Raw genomic sequence first — 12,660 nt, 5'->3', positions numbered from 1 at the left:
CTCGCGGCGGGCGGCGCGGAGCTGGACGCCTTCCTCGCCTGGGACGCGGACCAGGTGGCGCGGGACTACGGGCGGCCGGCCCGGCCGGACGTCGTCGCGAGCTTCGGCCTGCACCGCTACGCCTGGCCGGCCTGCCTGCTGATCACCGTCCCGTGGTTCCTGCACCGCAGGGTGCCCCGGCTGCCCGTGACGCACGTCTGGTACGACCGCGCGGCCGGCCGGATGGCCGTACGGCCCCCCGTCTCCGTCGCCTGCCTGCCGGACGACCCCGCGGCGGCCCTGCCCGGCACGGTCGTCGTACCGGACGAGGAGGCGCTGCGGGCCGAGGTGCGGGCGGCCGTGGCCGAGCATCTGGAGCCGGTGCTGGGCGCCTTCGGGCCGCGGATGCGGCGGCGCGGGCGCGCGCTGTGGGGCATGGCGACCGACGAGGCCGTGGAGGGCCTGTGGTACGTCGCCGGGCTGTTCGGCGAACGGGAGGCGGCACGGGCCGTGCGGGAGCTGGACCTGCTGCTGCCGGGGGCCACCCTGCCGTACGCCGGCTCCGCCGGGTTCCGGACGCTGACCGGGCCGGACGGCTCGCCGCTGGCCACCCGGGACCGGGTGAGCTGCTGCATGTTCTACACCGTCCGCCCGGAGGACACCTGCGTCACGTGTCCGCGCACCCGCGACTGCGAGCGGATCGCCAAGCCCGGTGCCGCCGCGGCGGCCTGAGGGGTGGTCAGGGCGGGAGCACGGCCGCGGGTCCATTAGGATCTCCCGCACAGGACCGCCCGCTCTCGGCCCGGTTCGCGGACAGGTGATGCACAACTTCCTCACTCGTCACGGGAACTTTCCGAGGAACCATCCGTACGGGTAGTCTTATTCGAACTCAACTCCCGCCCCTCAAGCGGCAGTTCGAGCAGAACGCCGTCCTGGGCATCCCCTTGCACCTTCTTGGCGGCCTCTTGCCCCGAAACCCCCTGAGGGCCCTCGGGAGTGGGCCACTATGGCGGGCGTTACGCCCTATCCCAATGCAAGGGACCCCTGATGAGACTGACCGACATATCGCTGAACTGGCTGCTTCCCGGCGCCGTACTGCTCCTGGGCATGCTGGCGGCGGTGGCGGTGCTCGCGCGCGGCAAGCGCTCCTCCGGGGAGAACGCGAGCGCGGACGACTCGTGGGAGCGCAGCGAGGAGCGCCGCAGGCGCAAGGAGGCCATCTACGGCACGGCCTCCTACGTGCTGCTGTTCTGCTGTGCGGCGGTGGCGGCGGCCCTGTCCTTCCACGGCCTCGTCGGCTTCGGCGAACAGAACCTCGGGCTGACCGACGGCTGGCAGTACCTGGTGCCGTTCGGCCTGGACGGCGCGGCGATGTTCTGTTCCGTCCTCGCGGTCCGCGAGGCCAGCCACGGTGACGCGGCGCTCGGCTCCCGGATACTGGTCTGGCTGTTCGCTGCGGCGGCGGCCTGGTTCAACTGGGTGCACGCGCCCCGGGGCGCCGGGCACGCCGGCGCGCCGCAGTTCTTCTCCGGCATGTCGCTGTCGGCGGCCGTGCTGTTCGACCGCGCCTTGAAGCAGACCCGCCGGGCCGCGCTGCGCGAGCAGGGTCTGGTGCCCCGTCCGCTGCCGCAGATCCGGATCGTGCGCTGGGTGCGGGCGCCCCGTGAGACCTACAAGGCCTGGTCGCTCATGCTTCTGGAGGGCGTGCGCAGCCTCGACGAGGCCGTCGAGGAGGTCCGCGAGGACAAGCGGCAGAAGGAGGAGACCCGGCAGCGGCGGCGCGACCAGCAGCGCGTGGAGCGCGCCCAGCTCAAGGCGATCAGCCGGGGCCACCGCGGCTTCGTCGGCCGGGGTGCCGCCCGGCAGGTGGAGGTGCAGGCCGTGGAGCGCGGCCCGGCCCCCGCGACCGCGGAGCCTGCCATATCGACCGCGGAACCCCTGCCCGTCCGCGCTCGGCCCTCCCTTCAGCGGGTCCCCAGCGGAAGTGAACCGGTGACCGTCGACCTCACCGCCGAGGACGACACCATGGCCCTGCCTCGCCTGGACTCCCTGGAGCGCAAGCTGAAGGACCTGGAGCAGCAGTTCGGCTGACGGCCGGCCCTGCGGTGCGACCGCAGTACGGGACGGGGGCGTGACCGCGCGGGTCACGCCCCCGTCCCGTTCGCGCTGTGCCTCACGCCGCCTCGGCGCCGAGTTCGAACCACACCGACTTGCCCACCCCGTGCGGCCGGACGCCCCAGGCGTCGGCGAGGGACTGCACCAGCAGCAGGCCCCGGCCGTGGGTGTCGTCGTCGGTGTCCGGCGCGTGCGGCTCGGGTCTGCGGGCCACGAAGTCCCGTACCTCCACGCGCAGACCGCCCGGGTCCACGACGGCCGTGAGGACGGCGTCGTCGTCGGTGTGGACGAGCGCGTTGGTGACGAGTTCGCTGGTGAGCAGTTCGGCGATCTCCGAGCGGCCCGGTCTGCCCCAGTGCCGCAGCAGTTCGCGCAGCTCCCGGCGGGCCTCCGGCACCGCCCTGAGGTCCGCCCGGCCCAGCCTGCGCCGCAGCCGCCGCGCGTGGCCGGCGATGGTGTCGGTCTCTTCCCCCGTTGTCGCCGAGAAGGCCCCTACGGTCACGGGACCGCCCCCTCGTGCCTGCCTCTTCATGACCCCCGCCCGCACGCCGCCGGTCCCTGCCCCTCCTGGTCGAACACGTTCACGGGGGGATGCTTGCCCAACAGGCTCCCGGGCAGTCCTGGCGCACGCCCGATGACCGGTGGTTCGGCCATATCCGTGCCCCGCCCGGTCCGGCCGTCGGAGGCCGCCGCGGCCGGGCCTCGCGCCCACCGGGCGCCGTCCGCCGCCACGGACGCCCCGGGACACCGGTCCGGCCGCGTCCGGCACCGGCCGGCGTCGCGTCGTCACGCCCCGTGAAACTGGCCGAAATCGCTCCCCTTACGGCCGCGGTACGTTGCGCAGGTTCGAGCGGGCCATCTGGAGCATCCGGCCGACCCCGCCGTCCAGCACGATCTTGGAGGCGGACAGCGCGAACCCGGTGACCATCTCGGCGCTGATCTTCGGCGGGATGGACAGCGCGTTGGGGTCGGTGACGACGTCCACCAGGGCCGGCCCCTTGTACCGGAAGGCGTCCTTGAGGGCCCCGGCGAGCTGCTTCGGCCGCTCCACCCGCACGCCGTAGGCGCCGCAGGCCCGGGCGACGGCGGCGAAGTCGGGGTTGGTGTTGGCGGTGCCGTACGAGGGCAGGCCGGCGACGAGCATCTCCAGCTCCACCATGCCGAGGGAGGAGTTGTTGAACAGCACCACCTTGACCGGCAGGTCGTACTGCACGAGCGTGAGGAAGTCCCCCATCAGCATGGAGAATCCGCCGTCCCCGGCCATGGCGACCACCTGCCGGCGCCGGTCGGTGAACTGGGCGCCGATCGCCATCGGCAGCGCGTTCGCCATCGACCCGTGCGAGAAGGAACCGATGATCCTGCGGCGGCCGTTGGGCGAGACGTACCGGGCGGCCCAGACGTTGCACATGCCGGTGTCCACGGTGAACACGGCGTCCTCGTCGGCGACCTCGTCCAGTACGGCGGCCACGTACTCGGGGTGGATCGGGATGTGCTTGTCCACCTTCCGGGTGTACGCCTTGACCACGCCCTCCAGCGCGTCGGCGTGCTTCTTCAGCATCCGGTCGAGGAAGCGCCGGTCGGTCTTCTCCCTGACGCGCGGGATCAGGCACCGCAGCGTCTCGCGGACGTCGCCCCACACGGCCAGGTCGAGCCGGGAGCGGCGGCCGAGCACCTCGGGCCGGACGTCGATCTGCGCGATCCGCACGTCGTCGGGCAGGAACGCGTTGTACGGGAAGTCGGTTCCGATCAGGATCAGCAGGTCGCACTCGTGGGTGGCCTCGTAGGCGGCGCCGTAGCCGAGCAGTCCGCTCATGCCGACGTCGTACGGGTTGTCGTACTGGATGAACTCCTTGCCGCGCAGCGCGTGCCCGACCGGCGACTTGATCCGCCCGGCGAACTCCATGACCTCGGCGTGGGCGCCGGCCGTGCCGCTGCCGCAGAACAGGGTGACCCGGCCGGCCGCGTCGATCATCTCCACGAGCGCGTCGATCTCGGCGTCGCCGGGGCGCACGGTGGGCCGGGAGGTGACGAGCGCGCTCTGTGCCGCCTTCTCCGGGGCAGGCTCGCCGGCGATGTCGCCGGGCAGGGCCACCACGCTCACCCCGCTGCGGCCGACCGCGTGCTGGATGGCGGTCTGCAGCAGCCGGGGCATCTGCTTCGGGCTGGAGATCAGCTCGCAGTAGTGGCTGCACTCCTGGAACAGCCGTTCCGGATGGGTCTCCTGGAAGTAGCCGAGGCCGATCTCGCTCGACGGGATGTGCGAGGCGAGGGCGAGCACCGGGGCCATCGAGCGGTGGGCGTCGTACAGGCCGTTGATCAGGTGCAGGTTGCCCGGGCCGCAGGAGCCGGCGCAGGCGGCCAGCCGCCCGGTGATCTGGGCCTCGGCACCGGCCGCGAAGGCGGCGGACTCCTCGTGGCGTACGTGGATCCAGTCGATGGCGGCGTTGCGGCGGACGGCGTCCACGACCGGGTTGAGGCTGTCGCCGACGACGCCGTACAGGCGCCGCACCCCGGCGCGGACGAGGATGTCGACGAACTGCTCGGCGACGTTCTGTTTGGCCATGGCGCGCGTCAGCCCCTTCGCTGTCCCGGGATACGGCCCTCCCGTTCCATCAATCCACAGGGGCGGTGGTTACGCCTCCCACACGGCCGCCGCCGTACGGTCGTCGGCGTAGCCCTTCACCCGCACCTGGGCGTCGGCGAGGAACGCGGCGAGGCCCGGCGGAGTGCCGCCGGACCAGCGACGGGACAGGTAGGCGCAGAGGGCGGGCTCGTCGCGCAGCGGGCCGGCCAGGCCCGCCGTGCACATCACCAGCGCATCACCCGGGCGGGCTACCGAGGCCCGGAACCGGAACGGCTCCCGGGGCGGCTCGGGGGCCGGCCCGGCGGGCTCGAACGGGCTCGGCGGGGACGGCAGACCGAGGTCCATCGTCAGCCGGTCGCCCTCCGGGGTCCGCTCCGGCGGCGAGCCGAAGCCGACGACGGGCGCGCCGGTGCCGCCCTCGGGCGCGACCTGCGGCTCGATGTCCTGCCAGGAGCCGTCCCGCAGCCGGAACAGCCCGCCGTCCCCGACACCGAAGAACACACGGGTACGGCAGTCCGGGTCGGCGGGCAGCAGCAGGCAGCGCAGGGTCGCCGTGTACTGCTCGGGGTCCAGGCCCTGTTCGGCGGCGCTCGCGCGGAGCCTGCCGAGGCTGTGGTCGGTCAGCCGGTGCAGACCCGACTTCAGGTCGCCGCGCCGGGCCGCGCGGAGGTCCTCCACGAGCCGCTGGTGGCTGCGGCCGACGGCCCGCCCGATCCAGCGGCACGCCTCGGCCGCCGCCAGGTGCGCGCCCGGCGCGGCCCGGGCGCCGGTGGCCATCGCGACCAGGACCAGCGCCTGCCCGCCCGCCCCGAACCGCGCGGTGAGCAGCGCGTCCCGGCGCGGCTCGCCCCGGTACCGGGCCGAGTCCCCGCGCAGCGATACGGCCCGCAGCGTGCAGGCGCCGTACCGGGCGCCGTCCAGCACGGTGTCCGCGACCAGCTCGCCGAGCGCGTCCGGCTCGGCGAGCGGAAGCGCGGTGGGTTCGGGGTCGTAGGTGGGGGGACCGGAGCCGACGTAGTCGACGCAGGGGGGTGGGGCGGGCCGCGTGCTCCCGGTGGGCGCAGTGCTCTCGGGTGGCGGTGCGGCCTCGGTCGGCGGGGCGACCTCCTCGGGGAGGGCCGGGCCGGCGGCGGGAGCGGGTTCCGCCGGTTCCGGCGGGGCGGTCCGCTGGGTCGGTACCGGCGCCTTCGCGGGTGCCGGTTCCGGGGGTGCCGGTTCGGCCGGCGCCGGATCCGCCGGCGCCGCGTCGACCGGGTCCTGGTCCGCCGGCCGTCCCCCCACCGCGTTCCGCGCCGAGGCGAAGCGGTCGTCCAGGGAATCGGGCGCTGCCGTGGGACCCGTGTCCTCGGTGGAGTCGTCGTACAGCTGCCCCCACCAGTCGTCGTCGTGACGGGCGGGAGTTCCCCCCTGCTGGCTCATGCCCCTAATTGTCCACCGCACGGGCGACAGGAAAACGGGGCATCAGGAAAATCCGGCGCATTGCCCCCGTCGAACGGCGTGTCGAGTGAGCACCTGAACTGCCGTACGACAGACGGCTGGTGGCCGCCGGACGGCCCCACCCCCCACGGGAGGACCGTCCGGCGACGTCCTGGATGGCCGGGGACGCGCTGGTGGCCGTGCCCACGGCCACGCGTCCCCCGGCGCTGCCCACCTTGGCAGAGTCACCGCCGGTACGGCGATGATGTCTGGCGGCGGGTTCACGCCGTGGCCGGTTTCCGCCACGTCGTTCCGCCTCCGTCGGTCTGTGCGCAGAGGAGGGACGCGGGGCGATGCTGGCAGCGCTGGGGCTGGACGAGACGCACGAGGCGGCGTACCGGGCGCTGGTGTCCGTGGGCGCGGCCGACGTCACCGATCTGGCGCGGCGTCTGGCGCTGGCCGAACCCGACACCGAGCGGGCCCTGCGCCGGCTGGAGCGGCAGGGTCTCGCGGCCCAGTCCCCGGCGCGGCCGGGCCGCTGGGTGGCGGCCCCGCCCGGCGTGGCGCTGGGCGCGCTGCTCACCCGGCAGCGGCACGAGCTGGAGAAGGCGGAGCTCGCGGCGGCGCTGCTCGCGGAGGAGTACCGGGCGGCGGCGGCCGAGCCCGCGGTGCACGACCTGGTGGAGGTGGTGACCGGCGCCTCGGCGGTCGCGCAGCGCTTCCTCCAGCTCCAGCTGGGCGCGGCCGAGGAGGTGTGCGCGCTGGTGACCGGCAACCCGGTGGTCGTGTCCGGCATGGAGAACGACGCGGAGGAGCAGGCGGCCGGGCGGGGGGTGCGCTACCGGGTGGTCGTGGAGCGGGCGGTGCTGGACCCGCCGCACGGGCTGGCCGAGCTGACGGCGGCGCTCGGCCGGGGCGAACGGGTGCGGGTGGTGGACCGGGTGCCGACGAAGCTGGTGGTGGCCGACCGGTCGCTCGCGATGGTGCCGCTGACGTCGAGGACGGCGGAGCCGGCCGCCCTGGTGGTGCACGCCAGCGGGCTGCTGGAGCTGCTCGCCGGGCTGTTCGAGTCGGTGTGGCGGGAGGCGCTGCCGCTGCGGCTCGGCGCCGCCGGGGTGACCGAGGAGGAGCCGGCCGGCCCGGACGCCACCGATCTGGAGGTGCTGTCCCTGCTGCTGGCGGGGTTGACCGACGCGAGCGTGGCCAAACAGCTCGACCTCGGGCTGCGGACCGTGCAGCGCCGGGTGCGACGCCTGATGGAACTGGCCGGGGTGACGACCCGGCTCCAACTGGGCTGGCACGCCCGCGAACGCGGTTGGGTGACCCGCGAAGCCCACGGCTGAGCAGCCGCGGAGCCGTTCACCCGGCCGCTGGTCGCGGGCGCGGTGCCGCGCGGGTGACCGGCACCGCGGCGGCGGTGCGGCCCCTCGGGTCGGGCCCGAGCGGCCCCCCGGTCAGCACGCGGTGGACGGTGTCGGCCACGGCGGCCATGCCCGCGTCGTTGAAGTGCAGGTGGTCGCCGGGGTCGTAGGCGGGCAGGATGCGACCGGGGTCCTCCGGGTCCCGCACGACCGCGTCCGCGTCGGCGACCGCGTCGAAGACGCCGCCGTCGCGGATGACGGCGTTCACCCGCTGCCGCACCGCCTCGCGGGCGGCGGTCCAGGCGGGGTGCCCCCCGTACGGGGTGAGGGTGACGCCGACGACCCGGACACCGCGGGCGTGGGCGCGGGTCACCAGGGCGCGGTAGGCGTCCGCGAAGGCGGCGGCGTCGCTCGCCTCCGGGGTGCCCTTGATGTCGTTGATGCCTTCGAGGACGACCAGGACCCGCACGCCGGCCCGGTCCAGCGCGTCCGCGTCCAGGCGGGCGAGGGCGCTCGGTCCGGTGCCGTCGAGCAGCAGACGGTTGCCGGCGATGCCCGCGTTGAGGACACCGAGCCGCCGCTCGCGCAGCCGCTCGGCGAGCCGGTCGGGCCAGCGGTGGTTGGTGTCGGGGGTGGAGCCGTTCCCGTCGGTGAGCGAGTCCCCGAACGCGACGACACTGCCGGCGGCGGGCCCGCGGACGTCGACGCCGGTGACGTAGTACCAGCGGCTGGTGGTCGACGTGTACGCGGTGCCGTCCTCGTCGGCGGCCCGCCCCGCGCCGGCCGGGGCCACGTAGCTGGTCTGCAGGGCGGTGCGGTGATAGGTGGCGGGCCCGGAGTTCTCCGGCGTGAACACGGTGACGAGCAGGTCGGCTCCGGCCGGGACGCGCAGGGGCAGCGGATCGGTGACCGCGTCCGTGCCCGGTGGGACGGTCGCCTCGGTGGCGCCGCGGAAGGTGGCGGTGCGCAGGGTGCCGGGTACGGCCTCGGGGCCGGCCGCCCGGCTCAGCGCGACGGTGACCGCGCCGAGCCGCAGGGGTGTGGCGCCGAGCCGGTTGCTGAGCCGGACGCGGATGGCGGTGCCGCCGACGCTGAGGTGGACGACGTTGCGGACGGCCGCACCGGGCAGCGCGGCGGCGGTACCGGAAGGCGCGGTCTCCCAGCTGCCGGTCCAGGGCTGCGGGGTCGGTTCGGCGACGGCCGGTGCCGCCAGGCCCGGCAGCAGCGCCGGGAGGAGGACCGCGAGGACCCGTACGACCTTGGCCATGTGTGCCCGCCCTTCCCCGTCGGCCGTCGGAGGCGACCGTGCCACACGGGCGGGCCGTGCCGCCGGAGCATCGGCGGCGGTCCACCCGCTCGGCGCAACGGCAGCGGCGGGGAGCCGGGGGCGCGGCGGGCAAAGTGGCGCGGCGGGCGGCGCGTCAGGGGAGCACGCCCTCCAGGGTGAGCAGCCGGACCTTGCGCTCAAGTCCCCCCGCGTATCCGGTCATCGATCCGTCGGCGCCGATCACCCGGTGACAAGGCCGCACGATGAGCAGCGGGTTGGCGCCGATCGCCCCGCCGACCGCGCGAACGGCGGCGCGGGGTGCGCCGATCCGGGCGGCGATCTCACCGTAGGTGGCGGTGGCGCCGTACGGCAGTTCGTCCAGCGCGGCCCAGACCCGCTGCCGGAACGCGGTGCCGGCCGCCCGGAACGGCAGCCGGAACTCCGTGCGTTCCCCCGCGAAGTAGGCGGCGAGCTGGTCGGCGGCGGCACGGAACGGCCCGGGGTCGTGCCGCCAGCCGTCCTGGATGGTCCGCCCGCCCTTCTGCCCGGGCACGGACAGCGAGGTGAGCGCGCCGTCCGCGTCGGCGGTGAGCAGCAGCCGCCCGACGGGAGTGTCCAGGTGGGTGCAGTAGACGGTGGTCATCGGACCGGCTCCCCCGCCACCCGCAGGTGCTGGACGGCGTACGAGCGCCAGGGCCGCCAGGTGTCGGGGACGTCGGCGCCGGGCGGGGCGACGTCGGGATCGCCGAGGGCGCGGACGCGGACGGTGGCGACGGTGGCCGGGTCCATGCCGGGCAGGGCGAGCAGGGCCTCCTCGGCGTCGTGCCGGTCGGCGCCCGGGTCCAGCCGCAGGGTGCCGTCGGCGAGGGCGGCGGCGAGCGCGCCCAGCGGGCCGCCGGGCTCGGCCTCGGCGAGGACGGCGGGCTCCGGGAAGAGGTGGGTCAGGCCGCCGTGGGGCGCGTCGAGCACCTTGCCGTACCGGCGCACCAGTTCCCCGGCGCCGTGGGTGCCGGCCAGGGCGCGTACGGCGGGTTCGAGCGGGTCGACGGCGCCGGGCGAGCGCAGACCGGGCCGGGCGGCGACCAACGGGGCGAGCCGGGGGTCGGCGCCGAGCCGCTCGTCGACGGCGTACGGGTCGGCGTCCAGGTCGAACAGCCGGCGCAGCCGCTGCACGGCGGTGGTGAGGTCCCGGGGGTCGGTCAGGTGCAGCCGGGCGTCGAGCCAGCCGCCCGGGCGGGTACCGGTGCCGGTGCGCGGGGTGCGGGTGCGTTCCTGCACGGCGGCGAGGCCGGTGCCGTACGGCAGGCGCAGGGTGCGCCGGTAGGTGCGGGCGCCGGGGGCGCCGGTCACCTCTTCGACGCCCGGTACGGCCTCCCGCGCGAGCTGGTTGAAGACGGCGGCGGACTGGTAGGGGCCGCGGTGGGCGAGCCGGAGCGGGATGCCGGTGCCGGGTGCGGCCCTGCGGGCGGCCCGGTCCCGGGGGGCGGCGGCCCGCACCTGGGTGGGCGTCGCGGCGTACACCTCCCGGATGGTGTCGTTGAACTGCCGCACGCTGGCGAACCCGGAGGCGAACGCGATCTCGGTGACCGGCAGGTCGGTGGTCTGGAGCAGCACCCGCGCGGTGTGCGCCCGCTGCGCCCGGGCGAGCGCCACGGGCCCGGCGCCCAGCTCGGCGGTGAGCTGCCGCTGGACCTGCCGGGCGCTGTAGCCGAGCCGCGCGGCGAGCCCGGCGACGCCCTCGCGGTCCACGACGCCGTCGGCGATCAGGCGCATGGCCCGGCCGACGACGTCCGCGCGGACGTTCCACTCGGCCGAGCCGGGCACGGCGTCCGGCCGGCACCGCCGGCAGGCCCGGAACCCGGAGCCCTGCGCGGCGGCGGCCGTCGCGAAGAACCGCACGTTGCGCCGCTTCGGCGACACCGCCGGGCAGCTGGGCCGGCAGTAGATGCCGGTGGTCTCGACGGCGAAGAAGAACACGCCGTCGAACCGCCCGTCCCGGCTCCGCACCGCCTCGTACCTGCTGTCTTCGTCCTTCACGCGTTCCAGTGTGGGGCGGGCGGGAGGGACGGGCCAGCGGAATTCGGACATGGAGCCGGCGGGCGCGGCCGGAGGGTCGCTAGGCCCACCGACCCCGCTTCGCCTCCATCGCCGCCCTCCCCTCGGCTCCCTTCCGCCGCCACTCCCGGCGGAGTTCCGCGCGGACCCTGGCGTCCGTCTTGGCCACGATCCACTGGTTCTCCCGCAGCAGCTTGCGGTAGCTCTCCAGCCGCCGCTCCGCGAGCTCCCCGTTCTCCACGGCGGACCGCACCGCGCAGCCGGGCTCGGACTCGTGGGCGCAGTCGTGGAACCGGCACCGCTCGGCCAGTTCCTCGATCTCGGTGAACACCTGCCCGACGCCGGTCCCGGCGTCGAAGAGGCCGACGCCCCGCAGCCCGGGTGTGTCGATGAGCACCCCGCCGGAGGGCAGGGCGAGCAGGTTGCGGGTGGTCGTGGTGTGCCGCCCCTTGCCGTCGACGTCCCGGGCCGCCCGCACGTCCATGACGTCCTCGCCGACGAGGACGTTGGCGAGGGTGGACTTGCCCGCGCCGGACTGGCCGAGGAGCACGCTCGTACCGGAGCCGACGAGCGCGACGAGCACGTCGAGTCCGTCGCCGTGCAGGGCGCTGACGGTGAGGACGGGCACGCCGGGTGCGCTGGTCTCCACGTCCTGCACGAGGTGGGCCAGGGTGACCGGGTCCGGCACGAGGTCGGCCTTGGTGAGGACGACGACGGGCTGGGCGCCGGACTCCCAGGCGAGGGCGAGGAAGCGCTCGACGCGGGCGAGGTCGAGTTCGACGGCGAGGGACACGGCGACGACGACGTGGTCGACGTTGGCGGCGAGGATCTGCCCCTCGGACCGCTTGGAGGAGGTGGAGCGGACGAAGGCGGTGCGGCGCGGCAGGTAGGCGCGCACGTACCGGGGGTCGCCGCCGGGGTCGACGGCGACCCAGTCCCCCGTGCACACGATCTTCATCGGATCGCGGGGCACGACGAACTCGGTGTCGGCGCGGACGGTCCCGTCCGCGGTGACGACGTCGCACTGTCCGCGGTCGACCCGGACGACCCGTCCGGGCAGCAGCCCGTCGGCCTCGTACGGGGCGAACGCCTCGGCCCAGGTCTCGTCCCAGCCGTAGGGAGACAGTGCGGAGAAAGCAGCGGAGGTGGAAGTCAAGGGAGACCCTTCACAAGGGTGGCCCCGGGCAGGCGCGTACGGTGCGCGGTCGGTTCAGCCGGCGGCCACGGAGGTGGACTTGATGCGTTCCTGGATGAGGGCAGGGCCCGGCACAGTGACAGCCATCTGTCGACACCTCCTCGTCCTCGCTCGCGCGTCCGCACACCACCTCGGCGTGCCGGGCAACTGTAGCCCGCGGACGGGCCGGTACGTCAAAGGGTTTTCCGCGCGACCGCACGCGTGCGGCGGGCGCGCTCAGCTCACCGTGCAGGGCGAGCCGTTGAGCGTGAACCGGTACGGCGTGCGGTTGGCGTCGGTCCAGGAGCCGAGGAAGCCGAAGGACAGGGTGCCGTGCGCGGCGACCGCCTTGTTGTAGTCGGCGGCGGTGGCGGTGACGCGGGAGCCGTCCTGGTGGACGGTGGCGTCCCACATCTGGCCGATCTGCTGGCCGTCGCGGAAGGTCCAGGACACCTGCCAGCCGGTGAGGGCCTTGTCGGTGGTGACGCTGACGGTGGCCTGGAAGCCGTCGGGCCACTGGCTGTCCAGCTCGTAGGCGACCCGGCAGCCGGCCGGCCGGGTGGCGGGGGCGCTCGTGGGGCCCGCGCGGTGGGTGGCGGAGGAGGTGCCCTGGGGCTCGGGGTCGGGCTCCTGCCGGGCGGGCGGGCGCTCGGTGTGCGTCGCGGAGGCCGGGGCGGAGGGGGAGCGCGGGGTCGGCGACGTCCCAGAG

Annotated in this window: 11 protein-coding genes; 3 read left to right on the top strand and 8 right to left on the bottom strand. The window is 75.2% G+C overall.

Annotated features, from left to right (window positions below; translation table 11 throughout):
* Both ABZV94_RS36140 and ABZV94_RS36135 read left to right on the top strand, forming a co-directional pair.
* The coding region (locus ABZV94_RS36140; RefSeq protein WP_356348259.1) for a (2Fe-2S)-binding protein at positions 1 to 711 on the top strand (711 nt) is incomplete at its 5' end.
* Between the two features lie 315 nt (positions 712 to 1,026).
* Positions 1,027 to 2,070 (top strand): DUF2637 domain-containing protein, encoded by a 1,044-nt coding sequence (locus ABZV94_RS36135; protein WP_356348256.1) that lies wholly within the window; start codon positions 1,027 to 1,029, stop codon positions 2,068 to 2,070.
* Between the two features lie 82 nt (positions 2,071 to 2,152).
* On the opposite strand, the gene ABZV94_RS36130 is transcribed toward ABZV94_RS36135, so the two are convergent.
* From ABZV94_RS36130 to ABZV94_RS36120, 3 genes are all read right to left on the bottom strand, one after another.
* Positions 2,153 to 2,596 (bottom strand): ATP-binding protein, encoded by a 444-nt coding sequence (locus tag ABZV94_RS36130; RefSeq protein ID WP_356348254.1) that lies wholly within the window; start codon positions 2,594 to 2,596, stop codon positions 2,153 to 2,155.
* Positions 2,597 to 2,914: 318 nt separating this feature from the next.
* Positions 2,915 to 4,657, bottom strand: a complete 1,743-nt coding sequence (locus ABZV94_RS36125) for a pyruvate dehydrogenase (RefSeq protein ID WP_356348252.1) — start codon at positions 4,655 to 4,657, stop codon at positions 2,915 to 2,917.
* Between the two features lie 69 nt (positions 4,658 to 4,726).
* The gene (locus tag ABZV94_RS36120; RefSeq protein ID WP_356348249.1) at positions 4,727 to 6,097 is read right to left on the bottom strand and encodes a protein phosphatase 2C domain-containing protein; all 1,371 of its coding nucleotides are present in this window, start codon (positions 6,095 to 6,097) and stop codon (positions 4,727 to 4,729) included.
* Between the two features lie 350 nt (positions 6,098 to 6,447).
* Here ABZV94_RS36120 and ABZV94_RS36115 point away from each other — a divergent pair, with 350 nt between their 5' ends.
* Complete coding sequence (locus ABZV94_RS36115) at positions 6,448 to 7,437, top strand: helix-turn-helix domain-containing protein (RefSeq protein WP_356348246.1); 990 nt, start codon at positions 6,448 to 6,450, stop codon at positions 7,435 to 7,437.
* 16 nt (positions 7,438 to 7,453) lie between these two features.
* Here ABZV94_RS36115 and ABZV94_RS36110 read toward each other — a convergent pair whose 3' ends face one another.
* The 5 genes from ABZV94_RS36110 to ABZV94_RS36090 all read right to left on the bottom strand — a co-directional run.
* The gene (locus tag ABZV94_RS36110; protein WP_356348244.1) at positions 7,454 to 8,722 is read right to left on the bottom strand and encodes a GDSL-type esterase/lipase family protein; all 1,269 of its coding nucleotides are present in this window, start codon (positions 8,720 to 8,722) and stop codon (positions 7,454 to 7,456) included.
* Positions 8,723 to 8,876: 154 nt separating this feature from the next.
* On the bottom strand, positions 8,877 to 9,365 hold the full coding sequence (locus ABZV94_RS36105; RefSeq protein WP_356348242.1) for a methylated-DNA--[protein]-cysteine S-methyltransferase: 489 nt from the start codon (positions 9,363 to 9,365) through the stop codon (positions 8,877 to 8,879).
* Positions 9,362 to 10,810 (bottom strand): AlkA N-terminal domain-containing protein, encoded by a 1,449-nt coding sequence (locus ABZV94_RS36100; protein WP_356348239.1) that lies wholly within the window; start codon positions 10,808 to 10,810, stop codon positions 9,362 to 9,364. Before ABZV94_RS36100 ends, ABZV94_RS36105 begins: the two co-directional genes overlap by 4 nt.
* A 28-nt stretch (positions 10,811 to 10,838) precedes the next feature.
* Complete coding sequence (rsgA, locus tag ABZV94_RS36095; RefSeq protein ID WP_356348236.1) at positions 10,839 to 11,933, bottom strand: ribosome small subunit-dependent GTPase A; 1,095 nt, start codon at positions 11,931 to 11,933, stop codon at positions 10,839 to 10,841.
* 255 nt (positions 11,934 to 12,188) lie between these two features.
* A partial coding sequence (locus ABZV94_RS36090; RefSeq protein ID WP_356348233.1) for a cellulose binding domain-containing protein occupies positions 12,189 to 12,660 on the bottom strand: 472 nt, incomplete at its 5' end.

The organism is Streptomyces sp. NPDC004658, assembly GCF_040609555.1.
GTDB lineage: Bacteria > Actinomycetota > Actinomycetes > Streptomycetales > Streptomycetaceae > Streptomyces.
Note: the sequence above shows the minus strand (reverse complement) of the source record. Positions and strands in the feature narration are given on the sequence as shown.